This window comes from Achromobacter sp. FW305-C-13, assembly GCF_058783475.1.
On record NZ_JBYSYN010000004.1, the window covers coordinates 497,050 to 523,882 of the forward strand.

22 protein-coding genes are annotated in these 26,833 nt (G+C 66.5%); 9 read left to right on the plus strand and 13 right to left on the minus strand.

Features of this window, described 5'->3' with window-relative positions; all coding sequences use genetic code 11:
• Positions 1 to 29 precede the first annotated feature (29 nt).
• The 3 genes from AC3WMU_RS25900 (at position 30) to AC3WMU_RS25910 (ending at position 3,838) form a co-directional block, all read left to right on the plus strand.
• A complete protein-coding gene (locus AC3WMU_RS25900; RefSeq protein WP_315134788.1) occupies positions 30 to 1,139 on the plus strand; it encodes a YcjF family protein in 1,110 nt (369 codons plus the stop codon).
• A 196-nt stretch (positions 1,140 to 1,335) separates the two neighbouring features.
• Positions 1,336 to 3,420 (plus strand): putative bifunctional diguanylate cyclase/phosphodiesterase, encoded by a 2,085-nt coding sequence (locus AC3WMU_RS25905; RefSeq protein ID WP_492283156.1) that lies wholly within the window; start codon positions 1,336 to 1,338, stop codon positions 3,418 to 3,420.
• Between the two features lie 205 nt (positions 3,421 to 3,625).
• On the plus strand, positions 3,626 to 3,838 hold the full coding sequence (locus AC3WMU_RS25910) for a DUF1059 domain-containing protein (protein WP_006226768.1): 213 nt from the start codon (positions 3,626 to 3,628) through the stop codon (positions 3,836 to 3,838).
• Positions 3,839 to 3,849: 11 nt separating this feature from the next.
• On the opposite strand, the gene AC3WMU_RS25915 is transcribed toward AC3WMU_RS25910, so the two are convergent.
• The 3 genes from AC3WMU_RS25915 to ocd all read right to left on the minus strand — a co-directional run bounded on the left by AC3WMU_RS25915 (position 3,850) and on the right by ocd (position 8,485).
• Positions 3,850 to 5,730, minus strand: coding sequence for a hypothetical protein (locus tag AC3WMU_RS25915; RefSeq protein WP_131224908.1), 1,881 nt, complete (start codon positions 5,728 to 5,730; stop codon positions 3,850 to 3,852).
• A 36-nt stretch (positions 5,731 to 5,766) separates the two neighbouring features.
• Entirely contained in the window at positions 5,767 to 7,257 is a 1,491-nt protein-coding gene (locus tag AC3WMU_RS25920; protein ID WP_006226766.1) for an EAL domain-containing protein, read from the minus strand.
• Between the two features lie 175 nt (positions 7,258 to 7,432).
• Entirely contained in the window at positions 7,433 to 8,485 is a 1,053-nt protein-coding gene (ocd, locus tag AC3WMU_RS25925) for an ornithine cyclodeaminase (RefSeq protein WP_006226765.1), read from the minus strand.
• Positions 8,486 to 8,609: 124 nt separating this feature from the next.
• Here ocd and AC3WMU_RS25930 point away from each other — a divergent pair, with 124 nt between their 5' ends.
• The 3 genes from AC3WMU_RS25930 (at position 8,610) to AC3WMU_RS25940 (ending at position 11,811) form a co-directional block, all read left to right on the plus strand.
• Positions 8,610 to 9,035: an Lrp/AsnC family transcriptional regulator gene (locus AC3WMU_RS25930; RefSeq protein ID WP_006226764.1), complete on the plus strand. Its 426-nt coding sequence runs from the start codon at positions 8,610 to 8,612 to the stop codon at positions 9,033 to 9,035.
• Positions 9,036 to 9,324: 289 nt separating this feature from the next.
• Positions 9,325 to 10,794 (plus strand): dihydropyrimidinase, encoded by a 1,470-nt coding sequence (gene hydA, locus AC3WMU_RS25935; protein ID WP_006226763.1) that lies wholly within the window; start codon positions 9,325 to 9,327, stop codon positions 10,792 to 10,794.
• Positions 10,795 to 10,878: 84 nt separating this feature from the next.
• On the plus strand, positions 10,879 to 11,811 hold the full coding sequence (locus AC3WMU_RS25940) for an N-carbamoyl-D-amino-acid hydrolase (RefSeq protein ID WP_006226762.1): 933 nt from the start codon (positions 10,879 to 10,881) through the stop codon (positions 11,809 to 11,811).
• Here AC3WMU_RS25940 and AC3WMU_RS25945 read toward each other — a convergent pair.
• Complete coding sequence (locus AC3WMU_RS25945; RefSeq protein ID WP_088589677.1) at positions 11,808 to 12,764, minus strand: LysR family transcriptional regulator; 957 nt, start codon at positions 12,762 to 12,764, stop codon at positions 11,808 to 11,810. The genes AC3WMU_RS25940 and AC3WMU_RS25945 overlap by 4 nt on opposite strands.
• A 78-nt stretch (positions 12,765 to 12,842) precedes the next feature.
• Between AC3WMU_RS25945 and AC3WMU_RS25950 the strand changes: the two genes are divergently transcribed.
• The gene (locus AC3WMU_RS25950; RefSeq protein WP_035213932.1) at positions 12,843 to 13,499 is read left to right on the plus strand and encodes an aspartate/glutamate racemase family protein; all 657 of its coding nucleotides are present in this window, start codon (positions 12,843 to 12,845) and stop codon (positions 13,497 to 13,499) included.
• A gap of 81 nt (positions 13,500 to 13,580) precedes the next feature.
• On the opposite strand, the gene AC3WMU_RS25955 is transcribed toward AC3WMU_RS25950, so the two are convergent.
• The 5 genes from AC3WMU_RS25955 to AC3WMU_RS25975 form a co-directional block, all read right to left on the minus strand.
• Positions 13,581 to 15,341: an ABC transporter ATP-binding protein gene (locus AC3WMU_RS25955; protein WP_006226758.1), complete on the minus strand. Its 1,761-nt coding sequence runs from the start codon at positions 15,339 to 15,341 to the stop codon at positions 13,581 to 13,583.
• Positions 15,342 to 15,353: 12 nt separating this feature from the next.
• Positions 15,354 to 16,808: an amidohydrolase family protein gene (locus AC3WMU_RS25960; protein ID WP_006226757.1), complete on the minus strand. Its 1,455-nt coding sequence runs from the start codon at positions 16,806 to 16,808 to the stop codon at positions 15,354 to 15,356.
• A gap of 71 nt (positions 16,809 to 16,879) precedes the next feature.
• Positions 16,880 to 18,457, minus strand: coding sequence for an ABC transporter substrate-binding protein (locus AC3WMU_RS25965; RefSeq protein WP_280027313.1), 1,578 nt, complete (start codon positions 18,455 to 18,457; stop codon positions 16,880 to 16,882).
• 46 nt (positions 18,458 to 18,503) lie between these two features.
• Positions 18,504 to 19,409, minus strand: a complete 906-nt coding sequence (locus AC3WMU_RS25970) for an ABC transporter permease (RefSeq protein ID WP_234704841.1) — start codon at positions 19,407 to 19,409, stop codon at positions 18,504 to 18,506.
• Positions 19,406 to 20,344, minus strand: coding sequence for an ABC transporter permease (locus AC3WMU_RS25975; RefSeq protein ID WP_424625654.1), 939 nt, complete (start codon positions 20,342 to 20,344; stop codon positions 19,406 to 19,408). Before AC3WMU_RS25975 ends, AC3WMU_RS25970 begins: the two co-directional genes overlap by 4 nt.
• Positions 20,345 to 20,746: 402 nt before the next feature.
• On the opposite strand from AC3WMU_RS25975, the gene lhpI reads away from it, so the two are divergent.
• On the plus strand, positions 20,747 to 21,703 hold the full coding sequence (gene lhpI / locus AC3WMU_RS25980) for a bifunctional Delta(1)-pyrroline-2-carboxylate/Delta(1)-piperideine-2-carboxylate reductase (protein ID WP_492283157.1): 957 nt from the start codon (positions 20,747 to 20,749) through the stop codon (positions 21,701 to 21,703).
• A gap of 207 nt (positions 21,704 to 21,910) precedes the next feature.
• On the opposite strand, the gene AC3WMU_RS25985 is transcribed toward lhpI, so the two are convergent.
• Both AC3WMU_RS25985 and AC3WMU_RS25990 read right to left on the minus strand, forming a co-directional pair.
• Positions 21,911 to 22,585: a hypothetical protein gene (locus AC3WMU_RS25985; protein WP_424625656.1), complete on the minus strand. Its 675-nt coding sequence runs from the start codon at positions 22,583 to 22,585 to the stop codon at positions 21,911 to 21,913.
• 21 nt (positions 22,586 to 22,606) lie between these two features.
• Positions 22,607 to 23,542 (minus strand): LysR family transcriptional regulator, encoded by a 936-nt coding sequence (locus AC3WMU_RS25990; RefSeq protein ID WP_424625657.1) that lies wholly within the window; start codon positions 23,540 to 23,542, stop codon positions 22,607 to 22,609.
• Between the two features lie 97 nt (positions 23,543 to 23,639).
• On the opposite strand from AC3WMU_RS25990, the gene AC3WMU_RS25995 reads away from it, so the two are divergent.
• The gene (locus AC3WMU_RS25995) at positions 23,640 to 24,860 is read left to right on the plus strand and encodes an MFS transporter (protein ID WP_492283158.1); all 1,221 of its coding nucleotides are present in this window, start codon (positions 23,640 to 23,642) and stop codon (positions 24,858 to 24,860) included.
• Positions 24,861 to 24,890: 30 nt separating this feature from the next.
• Here AC3WMU_RS25995 and AC3WMU_RS26000 read toward each other — a convergent pair whose 3' ends face one another.
• Together AC3WMU_RS26000 and AC3WMU_RS26005 are read right to left on the minus strand one after the other, a co-directional pair.
• Positions 24,891 to 25,784: a DUF4261 domain-containing protein gene (locus AC3WMU_RS26000; protein ID WP_006226749.1), complete on the minus strand. Its 894-nt coding sequence runs from the start codon at positions 25,782 to 25,784 to the stop codon at positions 24,891 to 24,893.
• A gap of 84 nt (positions 25,785 to 25,868) precedes the next feature.
• Positions 25,869 to 26,783, minus strand: a complete 915-nt coding sequence (locus AC3WMU_RS26005) for a LysR substrate-binding domain-containing protein (protein ID WP_492283159.1) — start codon at positions 26,781 to 26,783, stop codon at positions 25,869 to 25,871.
• Positions 26,784 to 26,833 lie beyond the last annotated feature (50 nt).

Genomic DNA, 26,833 nt, shown 5'->3' on the forward strand with positions numbered 1-26,833 from the left:
GTAACCTCCCAGGCTCGCGCATCCCACTGATGAACCCCTTTCGCCCCGACTCTCCCGCCCTGCAGGACGCCATCGCCGATGCCATCAGCACCGCGACCCGTGGCGCCGGCCGCGTGAACATCCTGATCGCCGGCAAGACGGGCGTAGGCAAGAGCACGCTGATCAATGCGGTGTTCCGCGGCGAACTGGCCAAGACCGGCGCGGGCAAACCCGTTACCCAGTCCACCCAGGCCTACACCAAGCCCGGCCATCCGCTCACCATCATCGACACCCGCGGCCTGGAAGTCGGCGACTACGCGCGTTCGCGCCAGCAACTGACCGACCTGATCCAGGAACGCGCCGCGTCCGACGACCAGGACAAGCACCTGCACGTGGCCTGGCTCTGCATCCAGGACAGCAGCCATCGGGTGGAAGACGCCGAGATCGAGCTGTGCGACATGCTGGCCAACGCCGGCATTCCCGTCATCGCGGTGCTGACCAAGGCGCGCAAGAACAGCCCCTTCGTGGACGAAGCGCGCAAGCTGCTGCCGCGCGTCAAGGACGTCGTGGCGGTGCGCGCGCTGCCGGAATGGATCGAAGAGCTGGATGCCGAGCTGCCGCCGATGGGGCTGGACGCACTGATCGGGGTCACGGCCGAACTCATCCCCGAAGGCCAGCAGCGCGCTTACGCCAATGCCTTGTCGACCCGCAACAAGAAGGCCCTGGAAGTAAAAAAAAAGCGGGCTGAGATAGAGGTGAACATTGCAGCGGGCCTGGCCGCATCGGCCGCCGCCGCCCCCATCCCGTTCTCGGACGCGTTCGCCCTGGTGCCCATCCAGGTGGGCATGATCGCCAAGATCGGCATCACCTTCGGCATGGAGCTGGACACCACCGCAATCACGACGCTCGTCACCTCCACGCTGGGCGCATCGGCGGCCACGCTGATCGGCCGCTCGCTGGTGTCGGGCATGCTGAAATTCATCCCCGGCGCAGGCAGCGCGGTGGGCGGCACCATCGCCGCCACCACCGCAGGCGCCATCACCAAGCTGCTGGGCAACGCCTACGTGGCGGTGCTGTACGACTTCTGCCAGAAGAACCCCGGCAAGGACATCGATATCGGGATGATCGCGCAGGCGCTCAAGCAGCGCGTGAAGCTGTAAGGCGAAGCGGAGCGGCGGGCTCCGCAGTGCAACGAAATGAGTTTCTGCGACAACATTCGCAAGATTCGCGTTTTTTGCGCTAACGCGTTAAATATTGCGGTCCATCCGACGTAAAGCCGTATATCCCCAGTCTTTTCGCGGGACCGCCCTCGCGCGCTTACAAGCATGCGACGGACACGCCTGCCCGCCACATCCAATGATCATCGACAACTCCGACGTCATGTACCGGCACCTTGTGCAGGGTGTCGTCGACTATGCCATTTATATGCTTCATCCGGATGGCACGGTCGCCAACTGGAATGCCGGCGCGCAGCGCGCCAAGGGCTACTCGCAGGAAGAAATCGTAGGCCGGCACTTCTCGTGCTTCTACACGCCCGGCGACCAGGAAGCAGGGCTGCCGCAACAGGGGCTGGCCCGCGCCCGCGAACAGGGTCGCTTCGAAGCCGAGGGATGGCGCGTGCGCAAGGACGGCACGCTGTTCTGGGCGCACGTGGTGATCGACGCGATCCATGACGACCAGGGCGCCCTGATCGGCTTCGCGAAAGTCACGCGCGACAACACCGAGCGGCGCGAACGCGAACAGCAGGTGCTGCGCGCCAAGGAACTGGCCGAACACTACAACACCGAACTGACTTCGCTATCGAGCTTCCTGGACGCCGTGGTGTCGCACATCCCGTCTTGCGTGCTGGTGCAGGACGCCGTGTCGCGCACCATCCTGCTGGCCAACCGGCAGGCCGAAGCGATCTTCGGCGCCGACCGCGCGGCCATGATCGGCAAGACTGCGCAGCAATGCCTGCCGGCGGCCGTCTGCGAATTCTTCGACCGCCTGACCAACGAGGCGCTGCGCTCGGACGGCGCCCTGCGAGAAGCGGAAGAGGAACTGGCCACGGCGCGCGGCACGCGCACCTTGCGCACCAAGACCCTGGTTTTCCACAGCAACGATCCGCGGTCGCGCTACGTGCTGCTGATCTCGGATGACGTCACGGACGAAAACGCGGCTCATGCGCAGGTGCGCTACATGGCGCATCACGACACCCTGACCGGCATGCCCAACCGGCGGCTGTTCCGCGAACAGCTGCTCAAGGCGCTGAACAGCCGCAGCGCCGACCGCACGGCGGCGGTGCTGTGCCTGGACCTGGATAACTTCAAGAGCGTGAACGACACGCTGGGCCACCCGTACGGCGACGAACTGCTGCGCCTGCTGGCCAAGCGCCTGCCCAAAAGCCTGCGCGAGCAGGACACGCTGGCCCGGCTGGGCGGCGATGAATTCGCCATCGTGCTGCCCAGTATCGGACAACAGGAAGACGTACGCAGGATGGCGGAACGCCTGCTCGAAACCGTGCGCCAACCCTTCGAGATCGACGGCCATACCGTGCCCATCAGCGTCAGCATCGGCATCGCGCTGGCGGATACGCCCGACTGCTCGGCCGACCACCTGCTGCGCTACGCCGACATGGCCCTGTACGAGGCCAAGCGCAACGGCCGCAATTGCCTGGCCTTCTTCAAGCCGGAAATGGAGACCGCGGCGCTCAAGCGCCATGAAGTCGAGATGGACCTGCGCCAGGCTATCATGGGGCAGCAGCTCCAACTTCACTACCAGCCCATCATGGATGTCAGCCACGTGCGCGTGGTGGGCCGCGAAGCCCTGATGCGCTGGCAGCATCCGGTCAAGGGCCTGATCATGCCCAACGACTTCATCCCCATTGCTGAAGAGACCGGGCTGATCCATGAACTGGGCGCTTTCACCTTGCACGAAGCGTGCGCGGAGGCCAAGCGCTGGGACGACCACGAGACCGTGGCCGTCAACCTGTCGGCCAGCCAGTTCACCAACAGCGCGCTGGTGTCGCTGGTGGAATCCGCCTTGTCCAAGTCGGGGCTGCCGGCGCGCCGGCTGGAGCTGGAGATCACGGAATCGGTGCTGCTGGCAAATTCGGCCGCCAACCTGAATACGCTGAACCAGTTGAAAGCGCTGGGCGTGAAAGTGGCGCTGGACGATTTCGGCACCGGCTATTCCTCGCTGGGCTATCTGCGCTCGTTCGAATTCGACAAGATCAAGATCGACAAGTCGTTCACGCAGGACGTCGAATCCAGCAAGGAAGCGCTTGCCATCATCCGCGCCATCAACGGCATCGGGCGCAGCCTGGACATTCCCACCACCGCCGAAGGGGTGGAGACCGCGGCGCAGCTGGACCGCCTGACCGAAGAAGGGTGCTCGCACTTCCAGGGCTATCTGCTGGGGCGGCCGGTGTCGCACGAGACGCCTGCAGACGGCGCCGAATAGCCACCATCAATAGCCGCCTTCCATAGACGATTTCAAACAGGGGCCGACCCCGCATTCCAGGCCCCGTTCCTGCCCGCGCAGACCTATACTTTCTGCATCATCGGGTGCGCTGCGACGCGCCACCGGACCCGATGCCTTCCGCCCCGCGCGTCGAAGGTTCCATCACGCCAGCCGCCCCGAAAGCGCGCGGCGTAGGGAGAACGCCATGACCCGTAAATACATCGATTGCCGCGAATACCCGAGCGAGATGAATTGCTCGGTGGCGTTGGCGGCGGACACTGACGACGAACTGCTGGAAGCCGCCGTGCAGCACGCCACCACGGTGCACAAGCACACGGACTCGCCGGAGCTGCGCACGCAGCTCAAGGGCATGTTCCATGACGGCTCGCCGCCGGCGGAGGCGCCGCCTCGGGCGTGAAGACGCAGCCGCTACCAGGCCAGCGTCTGCGCGAATTGCGCTGCGCCCGAAGCCGCCCCATTGGCCGGCAACGGGGCGCGCAGGATGGTCCGGCTGTTGCCACGGTCCACCACCCAGAACACCATCTGGGCGGGCGGCGCGGCGGCCGGGCCACCCAGGTCGATCGTACGGCCGTCGTCCGGCTTGGCCTCGACCCGGAATGTCCACTTGCGCCCTTGCGGTTCGCCGTTAATGCCCGCCTGCGCAACGGGAGAAAACGCCGCCGTCTCCAGGTCCAGAATGCGCAGCCCCAGCTTGTCTTCGATGAATGCCCGCATGGATGCCTCCAGCGTTTCGTCCGGTAGCGCCGCGTTCTGGTCCACCGCCAGACCCAGCTGTTCGCCGGTCTTCAGATTGCGGTAGTAGAAGCGATTCGGGTCGATGGGCTCCAGACGGAAATCGCCCAAGCGCAGCGGCAACGACATGCCGGATTCGGCATTACGCAGCGCCGCGCCGTCCGCCGGCATCGACCAGGCCGGCCCGAGGCTGCCCACCCAATCCACGAACTGCCGGCTCAACGCCACCGCGTCCTGCGTGCGGCCCTGGCGGTAGGCGATGTCGGCCGCGACATCCAGCGCCGTCTGGTACAGCGTTTCGTCGTGATACGCCTTGCCGGCGTGCGCCCAGGCGGCCAGCGCCACATCCAGATCGCGGCGCGCGGTCGCCAAGTCATCGCGCCCGTAGGCCGCGCGGCCCGTCACGGTGTTCAACCGGGCGATCTCCAGCGGGAACGCCGCATCCGGCAAGGCGGCCTGCGCAAGCTTGGCCGCTTGCGGCCAGTCGCGCGCCATCGACCAATAGGACTCGATCTCGCGGCTTTGCTCGGCCATGGGCTTGTCGCGGAACAGGCGCACATCGCGATCCCACGCCATGGCGTCGAACAACGCGCGCAACTGCGCGACGGCCTCAGCCTGCTTGTCCTTCGCGAACGACGCCCGCACCTCCACTTGCCAGTCGCCGCGCACCGCGATCCACTGCGCTTCGACGCCGACGCCGCGGGGATACTCTGCCTGCTGCGCGCGCTTGGCCGCGATCGCGTCCTTGAATGGAAGATCCGGCAACGCGGGTTCCACGTCTGGCGCGGGCGTCTGGTCGCCGTCCGGCGTCTCCATCCGTTTGGCCAGGGCCTCGCGCCGCGCTGGCGCGTCCTTGGCGCGCAGGTCTTCGCGATAGGCGATCCACACGCGGGCGGTCACCGCGCGCCCGTCATCCAGCGTCTGCAGGTAGTCCAGTTGCGCGCGCTCGCCGCGCTGGTCCGCCGGCTTGAAACTGACCAGCGCCCAGCGGCCTACGGCCAGGGGCAGTCTCATGCCGGCCAGCGCATAGTCCAGCCGGTGCGCGGCGGCTTCGCGTGTCCACTGCCCGGGGTAGGCGTTGCCTTGCGCATAGACCTTTTCCTGCAAGCGCGCCACATCGGCGGCTTCGCCCGCTGCCGCGCCCTCGCGGATGGCCATGACCAGCAACTGCGAGATCGCATCCTGGCTGGCGTCGCGTTCGTCGAAGATGGCAATCTGCGCTTCGGCGGCGCGGCGCGCCTCGGCATAGCGCTGCTGCCGGTGCAGCAGGCTGACCACAGTGGCGACCGCGTCGAATTCTTCGTAGCTGTTCGCGTTCGCTCGGGCGGCCTCCAGTGCGCGGCCTGCCGCGACATCGGCGGCGGCCCAGTCCTTTTCCGCCATCAGGCGGTGCGCTTCCTGCATGTGGTGCAGGAACGGCGAGGGGGTTTCGGGGGAGGTTTCGGCAGGGGCGTCGGCTGCGGCGGTGGGCGTGGCCGCGACGCCCGTGGCGGGCCATAAGGCGGCCGTTGCAGACAGCAGCGAAACAGCCAGCAAAGTACGGGTCAGTGGCTTCATGGCGCCAGTATACGGGGCCGGATTGGCACCCCGCTGTCACGCCAGGGGGATGTCTTCCGCCCGCACCGCCCGCCCCAACAACCATCCCTGGCCCACGGCCGCGGGTTGGCGCGACGTCAGGTATTGCGCCTGGTCTTCGGTTTCGATGCCTTCGACGATCAGCCCCACTCCCAGCGCGCGCGAGATATCGATGACGTGGTCGATGATGAGCGTGCCCGCCGGTTCCGCGCCGATGGCCTGCGTGAAGCGGCGGTCCAGCTTGATGGTGTCGGCCTGCATTTCAGCCAGGTAGTTCAGGTTGGAATTGCCCGTGCCGAAATCGTCGATCAGGATCCGGAACCCCTGGGTGCGCAACGTGCGGATGATGCCACGCACGTGGCCGTCCGATAGCGGCGAGCCTTCGGTGATCTCCAGCGCCACGCGCGGCGGCGCAATGCCCTGCTCGTTCACCGTGCGCAGCAGAAAGTCGGGGTAGGCGTCGTCCTGAAGATCTTCCGCCGACACGTTGATGCTGACGTAGAAGCCGGTGGCGTCGCGCAGCCGGCCCGCCAGATCGTGCAAGGCGATCTGCGTCACCACGCGGGACAATTCGCGGCCCAGCCCCATCTCTTCGGCCAGCGGCACGAACAGCGCCGGTGGCACCGCCGACCCGTCGCGCCCGCGCCAGCGCGCCAGAGCCTCGACACCGACCAGGCGGCGCGTGGACAGTTCCCGCAGCGGCTGGTAGCGGACCTGCACGCCGCCGCGGCGGATGGCTTTGCGCAACGCGGCCCGCTCGCTCTTGGATTGCTGGTGCCACAGCACGCACAGGCCCGCCAGCAGGCCGCCCACGAGCGCACCCGTGCCTGCCAGGATCAGCGCCGGCAGCGTGAACCAGTCATGCGAGCTGACGCGCGACACCGCGCAGATGTCGGGCGCCGTGGGCGGAGCGCATTCCGCCACCAGGCGCTCGGCCCGCAGATTGTTGTCGGAAGGGCTCGCGCCCTCGAAAAACACCAGGCCGTCCGTGCGGCCGAAACGGCGGAAGACGTGCGCGCCATCGCGGGTCACCAGCTGGGAATCGATGCCTGAACCGGGTTCGGGGAACCCGTCGAAGGCGCCCGGCGCGGTGAATACCACCACGTTGTTGCGCGCCGCCATGTCGCCGATGATCCGGCGATCGATGATGTTGGCCGCCCCCACCCACAAGGTGGTGCCATGGCGCGTCGTGAAGGAGGCGGGCGGCAGGGGGTGGGGAAACGCCAGCACGCCCCAGGCCGCGGAACACACCAGCATGCCTTCGCGCAGGCGGCCGATGTCACGCAGGAACGTGGCATTGAACAACAGCACCCGCAACGTGGCGACGTCGGATTCCGAGCACAGGTCGGTGCTGTGCGTGGCGGCCTGGATCAAACGCTGGCTTTCCTGCGACACGCGCACGGCTTGCGCCAGCAAGCGGCTGTTGTGCCGGGAAAGCCTGTCGTCGACCTGGTTGACTTCGATCAGCCGACCCGCCGCCAGTCCCGCCAGGAGACCCAGCGTCGACATCGACAGGACTACAGCCGCAATTCGGAAACGTGACATCGGGGGCAAGAGGCTGGCTGCGCCTGCCGAGGAGAGGTCGGCGCGTAAGGCAATGTAACCGCAACCCTGCCTTCCGCCCAAAAGAAAAAACGCCCATCCTTCAGAATGGGCGTCTTTTTTTGGCGAAAACCGCGCGAGCCTATCCCTGCACCAGGGCGGACTGGCCGCTACGGGCCGTGCGCACCACGTTGAACAGGTTCTTGGGGTCCTGCAATTGCGGCGCCACTTCGATGCGGGTGCCGACGCCGTGCCGGGCCGCGCTGTCGCGCAACCAACGCAGGGCCGAGAAATCTTCCAGCGCGAAACCGACCGAGTCGAAGATGGTCACCTCCGCGGCGCGTTGGCGGCCGCCGTCCTGGCCCGTCAGGACGCGCCACAGTTCCGTCACGGCGAAATCGGCCGGCATCTGCTGCAGGTCGCCTTCGATCCGCGTCTGCGGCTCGTATTCGACGAAGACCGGGCCCATGCGCAACACGTCGGCATGCAGTTCCGTCTTGCCCGGGCAGTCGCCGCCCAGCGCATTGATGTGCATGCCCGGCTCGACCATGTCGGCGGTCAGGATGGTGGCGTAGGCCTTGTCGGCCGTGACCGTGGTGACGATGTCCACGCCCTTGACGGCCTGGGCCGTGCTTTCGAAACGCACGATGCGCAAGGACGGGGCCACGGTGGCCAGATTGCTTTCCAGCTTGCGGGTGGCGTCGGGGTCCACGTCATAGACGTGCAGCGTGTCGATGCCCAGCACGTAGTGGAAGGCCAGCGCCTGGAATTCGGCTTGGGCGCCGTTGCCGATCAGCGCCATGGTGCGCGAATCCGGCCGGGCCAGGGCGCGCGCGGCCAGGGCAGAGGTCACGGCGGTGCGCAGGGCGGTGGTCAGGGTCAGTTCGCTGATCAGCAGCGGTTCGCCCGTGCTGACTTGCGCCAGGGCGCCGAAAGCCATCACGGTGGACAGGCCGGCCTGCGGGTTGTCCGGGTGACCGTTCACGAACTTGAAGCTGTAGAGCTCGTTGTCGGCGGTGGGCATCAGTTCGATGACGCCGGTGGCGGAATGGCTGGCTACGCGTGCGCACTTGTCGAATTCCTGCCATCGCAGAAAGTCGGCCAGCACATAGTCCAGCAGGTCGGTAAAGACCTTGCGCGGGCCTTCCAAGGCCACGATATTGGCTACGTCCGAAGTCGTCAGCAGTGTCGTCAAAATTTTCTCCCCGAGTTATGGAACAGAAATTCTGGCGGACGGCCAAACCAATTCATAGTGACAACATTCAACACGAAACGCTAAGATTCTGGCATTACGACAGCCACAATTAGCATTTTTCACAATGGATACGCTAGATCAGAGCCTGCTGGGCCTGTTGCGCGCCAATGCCCGCTTGTCTGTCGCCACGCTGGCGAAGAAGCTGGATGTCTCGCGCGGCACCATCGACAACCGCATCCGCAAGCTGGAAGAGCGGGGCATCATCGTCGGCTACACCGTGCGGCTGCGCCCCGAAGTCGAAACCGAAGACATCGTGGCCTGGATGAGCATCGCCGTCGAAGGCCATGAAACCCGCAAGATCGTGAACCTGCTGATGGGCGAACCCAGCGTGGCCGGCCTGCACGACACCAACGGCCGCTGGGACCTGCTGGCCGAATTGCGCGTGCCCACCATCGAACAGCTGTCCGAAGTGCTGGACCGGTTGCGCACGCTCAAGGGCATCTCGGCCACGGAAACCAGCATCCACTTGAAGACGTTCAAAGCGTTCTGAGGCGCTTGCCGTCTGGGGCGCCCGCGCCGCAAAGCGCGGGGAAACCCGATATAAAAGTTTGCATAGCGTCCATGATCCAGCGTTATGCGTGGGGTCCAGCGCCGATGCCGACGCCCCCTGAATCCTCAATCCAATCAGTGTCTTAGCGGAAATTCCCGTGCGTACCGCCGCCTGCCGCGGTGCGCCGTCGCGCGGTATCGGATTTCCGCTCGCGCATGCATGCTTGCACCTTCAGCCGCACCCGCCGTCAGGCGCCTAGCGGCAAGCAACCCTTGCGTCCAGACACTCCATGACCGACTTCGACCTGACTCTGCACAACGGCCGCATCGTCACCGCGGATGCCGATTTCATTGGCGACATCGGCATCGTCGACGGCGTCATCGCCGCCATCTCGACCCGGCTTCCCGCTGGCAAGCGCGCCATCGACGCGACCGGCCGGCTGGTGATGCCGGGCGGCATCGACAGCCATTGCCACGTCGAACAGCTCTCCAGCATGGGCGTGCTGTGCGCCGACGACTGGTACAGCGCGTCCGTGTCCGCGGCCCATGGCGGCAACACCACCATCGTGCCGTTCGCCGCGCAGCACCGCGGGCAATCGCTGCGCCAGGTGGCGGACGAGTACGCCGCCTCGGCCGCGGCGAAATCGGTCATCGACTTCAGCTATCACCTGATCATCTCGGACCCCACGCCGCAGACGCTGAACCACGACTTGCCCGAGCTGATCCGCGCCGGCATCACGTCGTTCAAGGTCTTCATGACCTACGACAAGCTCAAGCTGGACGACAAGCAGCTACTGGACGTGTTTGCGATCGCCGCGCGCGAGGGCGCGCTGCCCATGGTGCACGCCGAAAACAACGACGTGATCAGCTGGATCGCGCGCCATCTGCTGGCCGCCGGCCACACCGCGCCGAAATACCACGCCGTCAGCCACGACCCCATCGCTGAAAACGAAGCCACGCAGCGCGCCATCAGCCTGGCGTCCGTGCTGGAGGTGCCGGTGCTGATCGTGCACGTGTCCACGCAGGGCGGCGCACAGGCCATCCACGCCGCGCAGACGCTGGGCGCGCCCGTCTATGGCGAGACCTGCCCGCACTACCTGTTGCTCACGGCCGAAGACATCGACATTCCCGGCGTTGAAGGCGCCAAGTTCTGCTGCAGCCCGCCGCCGCGCGACCCGGTGTCGCAACAGGCCCTGTGGCAGAGCCTGGACAGCGGCACGCTGGCGCTGCTGTCGTCCGACCACGCACCGTACCGCTACGACGAATCCGGCAAGCTGCCCGCGGGCGACGCCACCACGTTCAAGCAGATCGCCAATGGCCTGCCCGGCCTGGAAGTGCGCATGCCGCTGCTGTTCTCGGAAGGCGTGCGCAGCGGCCGCCTGACGCTGCAGCAATTCGTGGCGCTGACGTCCACCAACCACGCCCGCATGTACGGCCTGTACCCGAAGAAGGGCACGATTTCCGTGGGCGCGGACGCCGACATCGCCATCTGGGACCCCGAACGCGTCGTGACGCTGTCGGCCGCCACGCTGCACGACAACGTCGGCTACACGCCCTACGAAGGTCGCCAGGTCACGGGTTGGCCCACCACGGTAGTGAGCCGCGGCGAGGTCATCGTCGACGAGGGCGCGCTGCAGGCTGCGCGCGGCCGCGGCCGTTTCATCGCCCGCGGCCTGCCCGCCCCGCTGCAGAAGACGCGCGAGATCTCGCCGCGCGCCGCCTTGCTGCGCAAGATTTTCCCGAACGTGATCGAGCCGTGACCCCGCGGCGCCTTGCACTTGAACCCCGTTCGATAAGAACACCTGGAGATTGATATCGTGAGCAACGCAACCCCCTCCCGCAAAATGGGCCTGGCGGTCGCCCAGATGGGCGCCGTGAACCTGGCCGACACCCGCGCGGTAGTCGTGCGCCGCCTGGTCGAGATGATGCGCGAGGCCGCCGCCCGCAAGGCGGAATTCGTCGTGTTCCCGGAACTGGCGCTGACGACGTTCTTCCCGCGCTACTGGATGGAAGACGCGGAAGCCGTCGACCGCTACTTCGAAAAGACCATGCCGAACGCCGACGTGCAGCCGCTGTTCGACACGGCGCGCGAACTGGGCATCGGCTTCTACCTGGGATACGCAGAACTGACGCCGGAAGGCCGCCAGTTCAACACGGCCATCCTGGTGGACCGCAGCGCCAAGATCATCGGCAAATACCGCAAGATCCACTTGCCCGGCCACTCGGACCACAAGGTCGACGCGCCGTTCCAGCATCTGGAGAAGAAGTTCTTCGAAGTGGGCGACCTGGGCTTCGGCGTGTGGGACACCAACGACGTCAAGATCGGCATGTGCTTGTGCAACGACCGCCGCTGGCCCGAGACGTATCGCGTGATGTCGCTGCAAAGCGCCGAACTGATCGTGCTGGGCTACAACACGCCGTCCCTGAACATCCACTGGGACGAGCCCGCGCACTGGCGCACGACCACGCACGAGATCGTGCTGCAAGCCAGCGCCTACCAGAACGCGGTGTGGGTCGGCGCCGCCGCCAAGTGCGGCCATGAAGACGGCCACCACATGATCGGCAGCTCGATGATCGTGGCGCCGTCCGGCGAGATCGTGGCGCGTTCCAGCGGCGAAGAAGACGAAGTGATCACCGCGAAGATCGACCTGGGCATGGGCCAGACCTTCCGCGACCACGTCTTCAACTTCGCCAAGCACCGCAGCCCTCACCATTACAAGCTGATCACCGAACGCACCGGCGCCGGCGAACCGCTGCCCGTGCCGGAAGTGGTCTAAGCCCGGCTGATGATTGCCTGCGTCATCGCAGGCAATTCTTTCTTCACGATCTGGGAAAACTGGGTCAGGAACGCCTTGGCGATGGATGGCGGAGGTTCGATCCGGGAATGGGACACGTGCACCGACAACGAAATCGCTGGCTCGATACGACGCACCACGATGCCGTGCATCAGCGCATCCGTCAGGCCGTACGAGTCCACCAGGGCCACACCGACGCCCTGGCGCACGAACGAGCAGGCCGTCTGGGACGAACGCACCTCGATGGCCGGGGCGACCGCCTGCCCCAGCGGCTCGAGGTAGTTGAACAGGGTTTCGCCCAGCGGCGTGTCGCGCCCATAGCCCACCAGCATCTCGCCGGCCAGCATCGCCGGTTCGATGACGCTCTCGCGCGCCAGCCGGTGGCCGGCGGGCAGCACGCAGACGATCTCGCCCTGCGCGAGCTCGCTGGTGATCAGGTTGGGGTGTTCGGGCTTGAACGTGGAAATCGCGATGTCCGCGTGTCCCAGCAGCAACTGGGGCAGCAGCGCATCCATGCCCAGCGGCCGGTAGCGGATGCGCACGCCGGGGTTGCGGGCGCAGAACTTCGCCGTGGCCGCCGGGATCAGCCATTCGCCGAAGCTGGGACTGGACACCACGCTGACCAGGCCGCCGCCATGGCCCGCCAGGCCAGCCGCCATATCGTTCAGCCGGTTGACGCCCGCCTGAATGGATTCCACTTCCTGGAAAAGTTTGCGCGCTTCCTTGGTGGGATGCAGGCGGCCCTTGAACCGTTCAAACAGCGCATAGCCCAAGCGCAATTCTATCGACGCCAGCACCCGGCTGATGGCGGGCTGCGTCACATGCAGCAGCCGCCCGGCGGCGCTGAGCGAACCCGTGATCATGATGGCGTGAAACACCTCGATCTGCCGCAGGTTCAACGGGCCAGACCGGACCTTCCCGGGTAATTCCGACATGCTGCTTTTCTTTCCTCTTGACCTGGGCGCTGCGCGCACTGCGCGTGTCCGCCTCTTTTGCAGGGATTCTACTCAATCGTGCCCAACGCCCGCATCACCCTCGTAAACCCGAACTCGCTGACCAAGGTCACGGACGCCATCGCCCGCGCGGTCGCGCCGTTCGAGCGCCTGCCGCTGACGTTCCGCTGCCTGACCTCCACCGGCGGGCCGGCCGGCATCCAAACCCAGGCCGAAGCCGACGCCAGCATCGCGCCGATGGCGCAGCTGTTCCTGCAGGAAGCGGCCGAGACCGACGCCTTCATCGTGGCGTGCTTCAGCGACCCCGGGCTGCATGGCCTGCGCGACCTGGTGGCGGCGCCCGTGCTGGGCATCGGTGAGTGCTCGGTGCTGACGGCCATGAGCATGGCGACGCGCATTGGCGTGATCGCCATCGCGGGCGCATCCGTCCCGCGCCACCTGCGCTACTTCCGCCAGATGGGCGTGGCCGACCGCATTTGCGCGGAACTGGCGCTGGATATGAAAGTCAGCGACCTGGCCGACGCCGACCTGGCGTTTGCGCGCATGACGACCGTCGGCAAGACCTTGCGCGACGCGCATGGCGCCGAGGTGCTGATCATGGGATGCGCCGGCATGGCCGACCTGCGCGACCGGCTGGAAGACGCTTGCGGGCTGCCGGTAGTGGAACCGACGCAGGCCGCCGTGGCGATGGCGGCGGGGCGGCTGTTCAGTCGGTAGAAGACGGACGGGTCTTCCGTAGGAGGGGTGCAGCGCGCAGGGCGTCAGGCAAAAGCCCCGCCGCCCAACGCGCGCGACCCATCATGCCGCCTGTTGCACGAAATGCCCCGCGCCAACCTGCACCAATTGCGGCACCTGCGGGTTGTCGCCCACCTTGCGGATGGGGCTGGGGATGTCGCGCGCGGCGCGCACGGTGCGCTGATGACGGCGTGCCGGGTCGGGGATCGGCACCGCAGACAACAGGCGCTGCGTGTACGGATGGCGCGGCCGATGCAGCACTTCCTGCGTGGGCCCGATCTCGACGATCTGCCCCATCACCATCACGGCCACGCGGTGGCTGACCTTCTCCACCACCGCCATGTCGTGCGAAATGAACAGGTACGACAAGCCCATCTCGGCCTGCAGTTCCTTCATCAGTTCGATCACGCGCGCCTGCACCGACACGTCCAGCGCGGACACGGGCTCGTCCGCCACGATGATCTTGGGGTTCACCGACAGCGCTCGCGCGATGCACAGGCGCTGGCGCTGCCCGCCCGAGAACTGGTGCGCATAGCGGTCCAGGAATTCGCGCGGCAGGTTGACGCGCTCGAGCAGTTGCGCGGCGCGTTCACGGCGCTGTTCGCGCGTGAACCCGCCGTGAACCTTGAGCGGTTCGCTGACCAGGTCCCACGCGTGCAGGCGCGGGTTCAGCGACGCGTACGGATCCTGGAAGATCATCTGGATGTGCCGCCGCATGTCGCGCATCTTGTCGGGCGACATGTGCGTGACGTCCTGGCCCACCAGCCGGATCGCGCCCTCCGTGGGCTGCACGAGTTTCATCAGGAGGCGGCCCGTGGTCGACTTGCCCGAGCCGGATTCCCCCACCAGCGCCAGCGTTTCACCGGCGCGCAGGGTGAAGGACACGCCTTCGACTGCATGCACATTGGCCACCACCTTGCCGAACGCGCCCGCCTTCACGGGGAAACGCTTGGCCAGGCCCGTCACTTCCAGCACATTGGGCCTATCCTGCACCACGGCCTCGTCGGGCGAACCATCGCCCAGTTTGGGCACGGCGGCCAGCAGGTCGCGCGTGTAGGGTTGCTGCGGGGCGTCAAAGAGCGCCACGGTGGCGTTCTCTTCGACCTTGTCGCCATGGCGCATCACCACCACGCGGTCGGCAATCTCGGCCACCACGCCCATATCGTGCGTGATGAACAGCACGGCCATGCCGACTTCGCGCTGCAGGTCCCGGATCAGGTCGATGATCTCGGCCTGGACGGTGACGTCCAGCGCGGTCGTGGGTTCATCGGCGATCAGCAACTGCGGGCGGCACGCCAGGGCCATGGCGATCATCACGCGCTGGCGCATGCCGCCGGACAAGTCGCCAGGGTATTGCGTCATGCGGCGGTGGGGTTCCGACATCTTTACGGCCGCCAGCATGGCTTCGGCCTTCGTCCAGGCCTCCTCGCGCGAGATGTCCTGGTGCAGCAGATAGACTTCGGCCAATTGCTCGCCCACTGTCATCACCGGGTTCAGCGACGTCATGGGCTCCTGGAAGATCATCGAGATCTCGTTGCCGCGGATGCGGCGCAGGTCTGACTCGGGCAGCTTGAAGAGATCCACTTCCCGGCCGTCGCGTGGCACGAAGCGGGCGGCACCCGTGGCGATGCGGCCGCCGGCACGTTCGATCAGGCGCAGGATGGACAGCGCCGTCACCGATTTGCCCGAGCCCGATTCGCCCACCAGCGCCACCGTTTCACCGCGGCCAATGGTGAAGTCCAGCGACTTCACCGCGCGGTACGGTTTGGCGCGGGCGCCGAACTCCACGCTCAGGCCTTCAACCGCCAGTAGTGTCTCGTTCATCAAGGCTCTCCGTTACGCGCGGCTGGGGAACACGCGCGGCGACATCGCGTCGATGCTGCGGCCCGCGTAGTCGCGCTGCGACACCGTCGCGATCGTCTGCGCCTGGGCGCGTTCGACTTCCTGCATGCAGCGTTCGATATCAATGGTCAGCAGTTGTCCATTCCTGACGACCTGTTCACCGTCCACGTATACGTCGCGGATGGCGCGATCGCCGGCCGAATAGATCAGGCTGCGCAGCGGCTCGCGGCCGGGGCGCATGTAGGGATGCGACAGGTCGACCAGCGAGAAGTCGGCCTTGCCGCCGACCGCGATGCGGCCGATGTCTTCACGGCCCAGCATCTTGGCGCCGTTCACCGTGGCGGCGTTGAACACTTCCTCGGTGGAGGCGGCTCGGAAGTGGCCGGCCTGCAACCGGGCCACGTAGCAGGCCAGGCGCATCTCATCGAGCATGTTGTGCGGGAAGGTGTCTGTGCCGATGCCCACATTGATGCCGGCGCGCAAATAGCGGCCCAGGAAGCTCAGCGCGATGCCGCGACGCACGAACACCGTGGGACAGTGCGCCACGTGCGAGCCCGATCGCTGCAACAGGCCGAAGTCGTCGGCATGCGGCCAATACAGCGCGCGGTGGTCGTTCAGGAAGATGCCGTGGCCGATGATCAGGTCCTGGTCCAGCAGCCCTTGGTCATCCAGCCATTCGATGGGCGTGCGGCCGTGGCGGCGCGTCATCTCGGAGAATTCCACCACGCTTTGCGCGGCATGGATCTGCATCGGGATGCCCAGCCGGCGCGCAGCCGCCTGCGCTTCCTTCAGCAGTTCGGGCGAGCACGTGTCCACCTGCGACGGGCACAGCATGGCGCTCAGGCGGCCGCTGGGATGGTGGATGGCGCTGTCCACCACATCCAGCGCGGCTTCGAACGATTTGACGGCGCCGGCTTCGTCCCAGGTGTATTCCACCGAATGGCCGTCGGTCGTGCGCCAGGCGGCAGAACGGAACATGGGGCCCAGCACGCCGCGGATGCCGGTGCCGGCCACCACATCGGCCCAGCCCGGGCGCGGCAAGGACATGTCCACGAAGGTCGTCACGCCGGACAACAGCATCTCGGATACGGCGACCTGGTTGGCGTACTGCGCGGTTTCGATGCCCATGCGAAAGACGGGCATGTATTCGTACAGCGAGCTCTGGCCCAGCTTGTCGCTGCCCAGCTCTTCCAGCAAGCCGCGATTGCCGGGTTCCGACGACGGATGGGTGTGCACGTTGACCAGCCCCGGCATCGCCATCAGGCCGTTGCCCGGCACGACGCTGTCGGCGGGCCCCGCATAACCGGTGCCTGCGTGGATGACGGTGTTGCCGCGCATCACCAGGTCGGCGTTTTCGATGTAGACGTGCGAACCCAGGTCGGCGTCCCATGCCACCAGCGTGGACAGGTTCTTGAAATGGGTGATGCGGGCTTGATTGGTGTCGCTCACGGAAGGCTCTCTGTACGGCGTGAAAAAGGTGTAGCGGTGGCGCGGCAGGGGCCGCACCACCTTGTCGTGGCTTACTTGAAGGCGATATCCAGGCCCTTGTAGGCCGCCGCGCCGAAGATGCCGTGCGCGCGGAACGGCTTCATGCGCGGACCGCCCACCAGGTAGAGCGAGTCGTGGTACAGCGGAATCCACGCGGCGCCGTCCGAAATCTTGGTCAGGGCCTTGGACAAGATGGCGTCGCCCGCCGCGGCGTCCAGCGCCTCGCTGCCTTCGGCCAGCCACTGGTCGGTTTCGGCGTCCTTCCAGTTCATGCGGTTGGGCGTGGGCACGCTGTTGGACAGGAAGTAGCTGTTGAGCGCTTCGCCCGTGCTCATGTAGCCGAAGCTCATGCTGAATTCATCGAATTCCTGCGTGGCCAGCTTGCCCCAGGCGGACGTCGAATCGAACAGCTGCACGCGCAGGTCGACGCCGACCTTCTTCATGTCGCCCTGCACGGCTTCCATGATGTCTTTCCAGTAGCCGGTGATGCCGTAGTGCAGCAGCGACAGCTTCTGGCCGTCCTTGTACCGGTAGCCGTCGGATTGCTTCTTCCAGCCGGCTTCGTCCAGCAGCTTGTTGGCGGCGGCGGGGTCGTAGCGGAAGGCGTCATTGCTGCCGGCAGGCGTGGCTGTGGCCAGCATGCTGGTGGCGGGCTGCGCTTCGCCGAAGGTGATGGCTTCGGTCAACGCCTTGCGGTTGATGGCCAGGTTGATGGCGCGACGCACGTTGACGTCGGTCAGCATGGGTTTGTCGATCTTGAAGCCCAGGAAGAACGTCCAGTAGAAAGGATCGGCGCGGCTGACGAACAGGCGCTTGTCGCCCTTCAGGTCCTTGATGGCCCATTGCGGCAGGTAGCGCGACAGGTCGGCCTGGCCGCTTTGCAGCGCGGTCAGGCGCGTGCTTTCCTCGGGCACGATCTTCCAGACGATCTTGTCGACCTTGGGCGTGGGGTCCTTGTAGATGGACGGGCCCCAGTTATAGCCGGCGTGGCGGGTCAAGACCACTTCATTGCGCGGCGACCAGCTCTGGAAGCAGTACGGGCCCGTGCCGTCAAAGGCCTTCACGCCGTAGTCCGGGCCCAGCTCCTTGACCTGATCGATGTTGATGACCGAGTGCATGTAGTGCGCCATCTGCTGCAGCAGCTCGTTGTAGGGCTTTTTCAGCTTGTAGACCACGGTGACGTCGTCGGGCGCAGTGATGCTGTCCACCGGCCCCGCGCGCCAGCGCTCCAGGCCCTTGGTTTCCGGATTCAGCCAACGCTCGTAGCTGGCCACCACGTCCTTGGCCGTCATCTTCTTGCCGCTGCAGAACGAGACGTTGTCGCGCAGCGCGAAGGTGTAGGTCAGGCCGTCGGGCGACACCGTCCAGCTCTTGGCCAGCGCCGGCACCGGCGTCTTCATGTCGTAGTCCAGGCCCACCATGGTGTCGGCGGCCATGAACAGCACTTCCGCCGCGCCGCGCGCGGTGGTGCGGTGCGGATCGTACTTGTCGGTGTCCAGCTCGCGCAGGATCAGCACCGTCTTGTCGGATTGGGCGACGGCGTGCGTGGGCGCGGCCAGCAGGCAGGTCAGCGCCAGAGGCGCGAGGGCCAGGCCTTTGATGAGCGTCATGGTGGTGGTTTCCCCGTTGTGGTGTGTTGTGGTGGTCAGGCGCGATTCAGAAACGCAGCTTGGGATCCAGCGCATCGCGCAGGCTGTCGCCCAGCAGATTGAAGGCCAGCACGATGAAGAAGATCGTCATCGTGGGTATGGTGGAAATGTGCGGGAAGATCTGCAGGAACTTGCGGCCGTCGGCGGCCATGCTGCCCAGCTCGGCGAACGGCGGCTGCGGGCCCAGGCCCAGGAACGACAGCACCGAACCCAGCAGGATCGTGTGGCCCAGCTGCAGGGTCGCGTAGATCATCAGCATGGACGAACAGTTCGGCAGCAGGTAGCGCGTGATCAGGTAGAAGTTGCCGAAGCCCATGGCATGGCCCGCTTCCATGTATTCCTGCTTCATCACCACCATGGCGGAACCGCGCGCGATGCGCGCCATGCCCGGGATGGCCGACACGCCCAGCGCCAGCACCATCGACAAGGTGCCGGGCCCCAGCAGCGCCGACAGGCTCAGGCCGAACAGGATGGCCGGAAACGACAGCAGCACGTCCACGACGCGCATGATCACGCCTTCCAGCGGCCGGTAATACGCCGCCAGGATGCCCAGGACGGCGCCGATGCCCGAGCCGCCGATCACCGCCAGCACGCTCAGCATCAGGGTCGCGCGGATGCCATAGATGATGCGCGACAGGATGTCGCGGCCTTGCACGTCGGTGCCCAGCAGATAGGTGATGCCGTCGGACGACATCCAGCCCGGCAGCTTGCGCGCAATGGCCATGTTGGTGGCGTACGGGTCGTGCGGCGCCAGCCAGGGCGCGAACAGCGCGGTCAGCACGATGGCGATCACCGCCAGGAGCGACAGCAGCAGGATGGGATCGCGGCGCAGCCGTTCGGCGATGCGCGCCAGCGGGGTGGCCATGGCCTGGGGCGGCAATGCGCCCATGGAGGAGGTCGAGCCTGCGCTCATGATTTTTGTCCCCGCGGATCCAGGTAGCCGTAGAGCAGATCCACGATCAGGTTGATGAAGATGAAGCCCAGCGCCGTCACCAGGATCGCGCCCTGGGCCAGCGGGAAGTCGCCGGCGAAGATGGCGCCCACCGCCATGCGGCCCACGCCGGGCCACGAATAGATCTGTTCGGTCACCACTGCGCCGCCCAGCAGGTTGCCCACTTGCAGGCCCACCAGCGTCACGATCGGCAGCAGGGCGTTGCGCAGCGCATGGCGCAGCACCACGCGGGGTTCGCCCGCCCCCTTGGCGCGTGCGGTGCGCACGTAGTCGCCGCTAAGCGTTTCGATGACCGCGGTGCGCGTGATGCGCGCCACCGGCCCGATCAGCACCGACCCCAGCGTCAGCGCGGGCAGGGCGATGGACTCCAGCCCGGCCAGCGTCCACAAGGGGCCATTGCGGCCGATGTAGGGCAGGATGCCGGCGCCGCCCACGTGCTGGACCAGCAGCAGGCCCACCCAGAACACGGGTAGCGACACGCCGACGACGGACAGGGTCATGACGAAGCGGTCGATCAGCTTGCCGCGGCGGTAGGCGGCCAGCGTGCCCAGCAGGATCGCCAGCGGAATCGACCAGATCACGCTGGCCAGCATCAATTCGACCGTGGCCCCGATGGTGCCGCCGATCTCGTCGATCACCGGCACGTTCGAGATCATCGAGCGGCCCAGGTCCAGATGCGCCAGGCGCCACATGTAGCCGGTCAGCTGCACCAGCAGCGGCTGGTCCAGGCCCAGCTCCTGGCGCACCTGTGCCAGCTCGTCGGCGGTGGCGGTCGGACCGGCGATGACGGCAGCGGGATCGGCGGGGGCCACTTGCAGCAGCACAAAGCACACCACGATCACGCCCAACAGGACCGGCAAGGAAATGGTGAGGCGGTTGAGCAGTTGCCGGATCATGCGACGCGGGCTCCGGTCGCGGGATTCGGCCTGCCGGCGCAGCTGCCCGGTGCGGGCTGTGCGTGGGCAGGGGGAACGGATCTCGGCATAAAACAACCTCTCTTGGTGCGCCCGGGGGCTTACGGTGGTCGAAGAATGCCAGTGCGCCCGTGCCGCGTGGACCCAGGGAAATCCACTATGAAGCCATTTGGACGAAGCGCGACCGAAGCCCCGCAAGCGGTTGATTTCTAATGGATTTTCGGAATTTCCGGCGCCACCGGAAAGCGCATCCGATAACGGGGTGTTATGACGCCTGCGCAAAGATTGATAGCCGGGGAGCGGCCGCCCGGGACGGCCTCGCGAGTGCGCTGCTAGACTGCCTGCGGCCCTACGATTGATTGAACCCTTTCAGGCAGTGATCCCATGCGCTTCATCGACACGGAACAGACCCGGGACGCCCTGTCCTTCGACGCCGTCATCCCCGCCCTGCGCGACGCCTTCCGCGAGGGCGCCACGGTGCCCGGGCGGCACGTCCACGCCATCCAGTCCGGCACCGCCCACGGCACCTCGCTGATCATGCCGGCCTGGAGCGACCGCGGCTATTTCGGCGTGAAGATCATCAACATCTTTCCCGAGAACACCCACCTGGGCCTGCCCGGCCTGCACGCCACGTACAACCTGTACAGCGCCAAGACCGGCGTGCCGATCGCCCAGGTGGACGGCGACATCGTCACCGTCTACCGCACCGCCGGCGCCGCGGCGCTGGGTGCGGACTACCTGGCCCGCCAGGACGCCAGCACGCTCTTGATCGTGGGCTCGGGTCGCATCGCCGGCCTGGTCGCGCAGGCCATGCGCACCGTACGCCCGATCCAGCGCGTGCTGGTGTGGAACGTGCGGGCGGCGGGCGCCGAATCGCTGGCGGCAAGCTTGCGCGAACAAGGCTTTGACGCCCAAGCCACGACCGACCTGGAAGCGGCCACGCGCCAGGCGAACATCATCAGCTGCGCCACCTTGTCCACCGTGCCCCTGATCCACGGCGCCTGGCTGCGTCCCGGCACCCACCTGGACCTGATCGGCAGCTTCAAGCCGGAAATGCGCGAGACGGATGCCGCCTGTTTCGACGGCACGACGGTCTATGTGGACACCGACGAAGCGCCCACCAAGTCCGGCGACCTGCTGGCCGCCTTCGAGGCCGGCGTGCTGACGCGCGAAGCCATCCAGGGTGATTTGCACCAGCTGACGACGGGCCAACGCCCGGGCCGCCGCAATGCGCAGGAAATCACCGTGTTCAAGGCGGTAGGCAGCGCGCTGGAAGACCTGACGCTGGCCACGCTGGTCTATGAAGCGGTGCACGATTCGGACAAGATCGAAGCATCGTAGGATGGGTGAAGCGCGAGAGTCCAGGCGCAAGAAAGCTGACGCTCAGCGCGCGCAACCCATCAGGCAAGCTTGGCGTTGTGGATAAGGCTGCCTAGAAATCATCGCTACATGATGGGTTGCGCGCGCTTGGCGTCTTGTCTTTGCGTTGAACCTCTCGCGCTCCACCCATCCTACGACCGGCCTCGCAGACGCGGCTGATGTTCGGAATCAGGGCTGGCGGTCCGGGTGTTGATCCAGGTTCACGCCCATCATCATGCCGCCCCCGCCACCCTGACCACCCCCTTCGCCGCCTCCGCCTGATTTCGCGCCGCCGCCGCCGTCGCCTTTGCCGCGCGCGGTCGAAGATGGCCGCGCGGGGCCCTGCTTGGGGATCTCGAGCGTTGGGGATACCGGTTCCAGGTCCAGGACCTGGCGGATGAAATCGCGCAGCGACACCACCAGTTCGGCCGTGTGCACGGGGCGCCCCGCTACCAGGTCGGCCGCCGCCTTGGCCGCCAGCCGCACCTGCTCTTCCGTGCCCAGCAGAATGATGTCGGACAGCGCCGCTTCGGCTGCGTCGCGCATGCGGCGCGCGCGTTCGCCGCTGGGCCAGTCAGGCTCGGCGTCGCCCCCCGCCTGTGGCTCTCCCGCCGCCTGCCGTTTCACATCGCGCAGATGCCGCGGGTCTACCGCCAGGTTGCCGGTAAAGGACCCGCCCAGCGTCTTGTAGGCCGCGATCAAAGTGCGCAGCCGTTCGTTGATCTGCCGGTTCTCGCGCGCGCGGCGTTGCTGGATGGTCTGCATCACCAGCAAGCGGATGCCCACGCCGATCAGCGTGATCAGCGCCAAGCCCAGCAGTGTCGACAGCAGGCCCTGCCAGGAACTGAAATCCAGATTACGCATGCGATGGGCTCCCGGGTTGCGTCAACCGCCGGCCAATCCCGCCGGCAGGTGTTCGCGCATGATTTCGATGAATCGGCGCAGCCGCGCCGGCTGGAAACGCGACGGCGCATAGACCAGGGACACCGGCAGCGGATCCGCCTGCCACTGCGGCGCCAGATGCACCAGCCGGCCCGCGGCCAGGTCGTCCTGCATCGCCCAGGCCGACCCCAGCGCCACGCCCAGCCCCAGCACCGCGGCCTTGCGCAGCGCATGCAAACCGTCGGTGGACAGGCGGGGCTGGATGCCGAATCGTTCGGACTCGCCTGAACCGCAATGCGTCAGGCTCACTTCAGTACGGTAGAAGGTGCGCAGCGCCAGCCAGGGCAGGCGCGCCAGTTCGGCGGGCTGCTGCGGCACCGGCGCACCTTGCAGCAAGTCAGGTGACGCAATCACGATGCGCGGGACGTGGCCCAGTTTCACGGCGATCACCGAGGGATCCGTCACCGGCCCCACGCGGATCGCGCAATCGACGTTCTCGGCGATCAGGTCGGGCATGCGGTCATGCAGCAGCCATTCCACCCGCATGTTCGGATACTGCTGCAGGTACTTCGCCAACGGCTCGACGAACTGGTCCTGCCCGAACGCATGCGGCGCCACCACGCGCAAGGTGCCGATGGGCTCGTCGCCCGCGCCGCGCACCTCGCTTTCGAACGATTGCCACGTAGCGATCAGTTCCTTCGCGCGTTCATAGCAGCGCTGGCCGTCTTCCGTGAGCCGGATCGCGTGGGTGGACCGCTGCAGCAGCCGCACGCCCATCGTGCGTTCCAGCAATTGCAGGCGCCGGCTGACGGTGGGCTGCGTGCCGCCCATCTGCGCGGCGGCGGCCGACAAGCTGCCGGCCTCGACGATGCGTACGAACGTTTCGATCAAAAGGAGGCGGTCCGTGCCGGCCGCGGCGTTCAGGGCGGGGGTGCTCATACGTCTATCGTATAACGGATGTACCTCGGGATCGGCTACCAAAACCGTGGTGCGGCGCCCAGAATCTGCCCCGTACCTGATCCACCGGATAGCCATCATGTCATCTCGAACTTCCCCCACTACCCTGTCGCGCGGCTTGGTCCTGCTGCTTGCCGTCGGCGCAGGCCTGTCGGTTGCGTCCCTGTATTACAGCCAGCCCATGCTGGGCGTGCTGGGCGCCGACATCCACGCCAGCGCCGAAACGCTGGGCTGGATTCCCACCCTGACGCAGCTGGGCTATGCCTTCGGCATCCTGATGCTGGCGCCGCTGGGCGACCGCCACGACAGAAAGCGCATCATCCTGATCAAGGCCACCGTGCTGAGCCTGGCCCTGCTGTCGGCCGCCGTGTCGCCGTCCATCGGCGTGCTGCTGGCGGCCAGCTTCGTGGTGGGCCTGTCGGCCACGCTGGCGCAAGACATCGTGCCGGCGGCCGCCCATCTGGCGCCTGCTGAAGCCCGTGGCAAGATCGTCGGCACGGTCATGACCGGCCTGCTGCTGGGCATCCTGCTGTCGCGCGTGGTCAGCGGTTTCGTGGCCGAACAGTTCGGCTGGCGCGCGATGTTCGTGGCGGCTGCCGTGACCATCGTGGCGCTGGGCGTCGCGCTCTCGCGGGGACTGCCGCGTTTCGTGCCCTCGACGCAACTGGCGTACCGCGCCCTGCTGGGATCGCTGGCGACCTTGTGGCGCCAGCATCCCGGGCTGCGGCGCGCCGCCATGGCGCAAGGTCTGCTGTCCCTGGGCTTCAGTGCATTCTGGTCGACCCTGGCCGTGATGCTGCACGGCGCGCCCTTCCATCTGGGTGCGGGCGCGGCTGGCGCGTTTGGCCTGGCCGGTGCAGCCGGCGCCCTGGCCGCGCCGCTGGCGGGACGCGTCGCTGACACCCGTGGTCCGATGGCCGTCGCCAGCCTGGGCGCGGGGCTGACGATGGTGTCGTTTGCCGCCATGCTGTTTTTGCCGCTGCTGTCGCCGCATGCCGCGCTGTGGCTGATCGCGGGCAGCGCCGTCGGCTTCGACCTGGGCATCCAGACCTCGCTGATCGCGCACCAGAGCATCGTCTACGGCATCGATCCCGCTGCCCGCAGCCGGCTCAACGCCATCCTGATGACGGGCGTGTTCATCGGCATGGCCGCCGGCGGCGCGCTGGGCAGCCTGGCGCTGGCGCACTGGGGCTGGACCGGCGTCACGCTGGTCGCAGCCAGCGCGGCGGCCGGGGCGCTGATCCTGCGGTTGCGGCCCGGCGTCACCCGTAACGGCCACCCCAGCCACTACGCGGCATAGGCCCTAGGCCAGCCCGCGGCGGGTTGGCCGTTATTCCGGCTTGTTGATCTCGTCGGCCGTGATGATCTCGGCCACCAGCACCTGCCCGGGTCCGTCCAGGTAATACTCTTCCTTGGCCGGATCGCGCAGCTTCATGAAGGCGTTTTCGCCGATCTGCATGGTGTGGCCGGCGCCCAGCTCGGCGCCGCTCTCGCGCAGGTATCCCATGATGTTGTTGAACATGTTCGAGTAGGTCTCGCCTTCGTGGTGGCCGCGGGCCAATGCCGCGAAGTCCGGCAGGCCGAAAGCGTCGCCGCCGTACGTGCGCATCCACACGCCGTCCACGCCTTCGACCTCGTATTTCACGAAGCCGCAATACAACATGTTCAGCGGCAGCGTGCGCAACAGGTCAAGGCTTTCTTCGCCCAGCGATTCGGCGTCGAACACGCCAGCGGGCAGCGAGGTGTGCGCATGCTCGTTCAGCACGGCCATCGCCCCGAAGCCCGTCAACGCGCCCGCCACGGCGGCCAGCGCCACATATTGCTCCAGCGGGTCTTCTTCAAAGCCGGCGTAGTACAGGATGATGTGGCTGGCGTGGCCGCGGATCTCGTCTTTCACCGTGCCCGGGTAATGCGAGGGCGCCACGCAGGCTTCCAGCGAGTCGTTGGGATAGGGTGCGTTAAAGCCCACCATCCGCACGACATGCTTGTCCCAACCGACCAGGCCCAGGAACTCCGGCATGTCGGGCGCGATCTCGGCGCGCGCCTGGCCCATCGACGGGTGATAGGCGCGCAGCGCCGCCGTCAACGTGTCTTCGGCGATCGCCAGCGGCGCGGCGAACAGCACCTGCAAGCTCAGGGGATTCTCGATAGCGGGGTTGGCGGACAGCGCGCGGGCGTCAGCGGTTTCTTCGTTGCGGCCAAAGAAACGGGAGAAGATGCTCATGATTCGGGACCTGGAAAATAAACGGGGGCAGTATACGGTTGCCCCTTCGGTCCGCCACGCCACTGTCGCCAATGGACACATCTCTCACCGCGCGGCCGGCTCCAGGAAGCCATCCTTGCCGATCGTCTCTACCACGTAGTCGATGAAGGATTTGATGCGCGACGAGATCGCCGTATTGCGGTAGTACACCGCATTGATCGGCTGCCTGACGTCCTGCGTCTGCTTGACCAGCACCTGCTGCAGCGTGCCGCTGGCGCGGTCGCCACGCGTCATGAAATCCGACAGGCACACCACGCCGCCATCGTTCAGCGCCAACTGCCGCAGCGTTTCGCCGCTGAAGGCGCGCACGCCCGGCTTGACGTGCAAAGGCTGGCCATCGATATCCAGCAACGGCCATTCGTTCAGCGATTCCAGCTGCGAGAAACCCAGCAGCGTATGCGAAGCCAGGTCCGCCACGCGCTTGGGCGTGCCGCGCGCGGCCAGATACGCCGGGCTGGCCAGGACGCGCACCCGGCTTGCGCCCAGCGGCACCGCATGCAGCGACGAATCCTTCAGCCGCCCGATGCGGATGGCCAGGTCCGTGCGGCGTTCCAGCAGGTCGATGTTGCCTTCGTTGCTGTTGAGCTCAAGCTCCACCTGCGGATAGCGCTTGCGGTAGCCGGGCACCAGAGGCGCGATCACATGCAGCATGAAAGGCGACGCCGCGTCCACCCGCAGCAGCCCGGCGGGCTGGTTGCGGCGCACGTTCATCAGTTCTTCGGTTTCCTCCACCGACGCCACGATCCGCCGCACCTGCTCCAGGTACGTCTTGCCCTCTTCGGTCAGCTCCAGCCGACGCGTCGTGCGGCGCATCAGCGTGGTCTGCAGCTTCTCTTCCAGCCGGCTCATCGTGCGGCTGGTGGCGGAAATGGTCTGCCCCAGCACGTCGGCGGCGGCGGTGATGGACCCGCTGTCGACCACGGCGATAAAGACCTGCATTTCGTCGAGTGTGGTTTTCATAATTGACGTTATATCAAAAGTCTTTCGCCAATACAGGGCTTTTTCCGCAA

What these genes read in the sequence shown, in the direction of transcription:
- AC3WMU_RS25905 (WP_492283156.1), top strand. Translation starts at nt 1,336, where the DNA reads ATGATCATCGACAACTCCGACGTCATGTACCGGCACCTTGTGCAGGGT.
- AC3WMU_RS25995 (WP_492283158.1), top strand. Translation starts at nt 23,640, where the DNA reads ATGTCATCTCGAACTTCCCCCACTACCCTGTCGCGCGGCTTGGTCCTG.
- AC3WMU_RS25985 (WP_424625656.1), bottom strand. Translation starts at nt 22,585, where the DNA reads ATGCGTAATCTGGATTTCAGTTCCTGGCAGGGCCTGCTGTCGACACTG.
- AC3WMU_RS25940 (WP_006226762.1), top strand. Translation starts at nt 10,879, where the DNA reads ATGGGCCTGGCGGTCGCCCAGATGGGCGCCGTGAACCTGGCCGACACC.
- hydA (WP_006226763.1), top strand. Translation starts at nt 9,325, where the DNA reads ATGACCGACTTCGACCTGACTCTGCACAACGGCCGCATCGTCACCGCG.
- AC3WMU_RS25970 (WP_234704841.1), bottom strand. Translation starts at nt 19,409, where the DNA reads ATGAGCGCAGGCTCGACCTCCTCCATGGGCGCATTGCCGCCCCAGGCC.
- AC3WMU_RS25915 (WP_131224908.1), bottom strand. Translation starts at nt 5,730, where the DNA reads ATGAAGCCACTGACCCGTACTTTGCTGGCTGTTTCGCTGCTGTCTGCA.
- AC3WMU_RS25945 (WP_088589677.1), bottom strand. Translation starts at nt 12,764, where the DNA reads ATGTCGGAATTACCCGGGAAGGTCCGGTCTGGCCCGTTGAACCTGCGG.
- AC3WMU_RS25955 (WP_006226758.1), bottom strand. Translation starts at nt 15,341, where the DNA reads ATGAACGAGACACTACTGGCGGTTGAAGGCCTGAGCGTGGAGTTCGGC.
- AC3WMU_RS25975 (WP_424625654.1), bottom strand. Translation starts at nt 20,344, where the DNA reads ATGATCCGGCAACTGCTCAACCGCCTCACCATTTCCTTGCCGGTCCTG.
- AC3WMU_RS25965 (WP_280027313.1), bottom strand. Translation starts at nt 18,457, where the DNA reads ATGACGCTCATCAAAGGCCTGGCCCTCGCGCCTCTGGCGCTGACCTGC.
- AC3WMU_RS26000 (WP_006226749.1), bottom strand. Translation starts at nt 25,784, where the DNA reads ATGAGCATCTTCTCCCGTTTCTTTGGCCGCAACGAAGAAACCGCTGAC.
- AC3WMU_RS25900 (WP_315134788.1), top strand. Translation starts at nt 30, where the DNA reads ATGAACCCCTTTCGCCCCGACTCTCCCGCCCTGCAGGACGCCATCGCC.
- AC3WMU_RS25920 (WP_006226766.1), bottom strand. Translation starts at nt 7,257, where the DNA reads ATGTCGACGCTGGGTCTCCTGGCGGGACTGGCGGCGGGTCGGCTGATC.
- AC3WMU_RS25930 (WP_006226764.1), top strand. Translation starts at nt 8,610, where the DNA reads ATGGATACGCTAGATCAGAGCCTGCTGGGCCTGTTGCGCGCCAATGCC.
- AC3WMU_RS25910 (WP_006226768.1), top strand. Translation starts at nt 3,626, where the DNA reads ATGACCCGTAAATACATCGATTGCCGCGAATACCCGAGCGAGATGAAT.
- AC3WMU_RS25990 (WP_424625657.1), bottom strand. Translation starts at nt 23,542, where the DNA reads ATGAGCACCCCCGCCCTGAACGCCGCGGCCGGCACGGACCGCCTCCTT.
- lhpI (WP_492283157.1), top strand. Translation starts at nt 20,747, where the DNA reads ATGCGCTTCATCGACACGGAACAGACCCGGGACGCCCTGTCCTTCGAC.
- AC3WMU_RS26005 (WP_492283159.1), bottom strand. Translation starts at nt 26,783, where the DNA reads ATGAAAACCACACTCGACGAAATGCAGGTCTTTATCGCCGTGGTCGAC.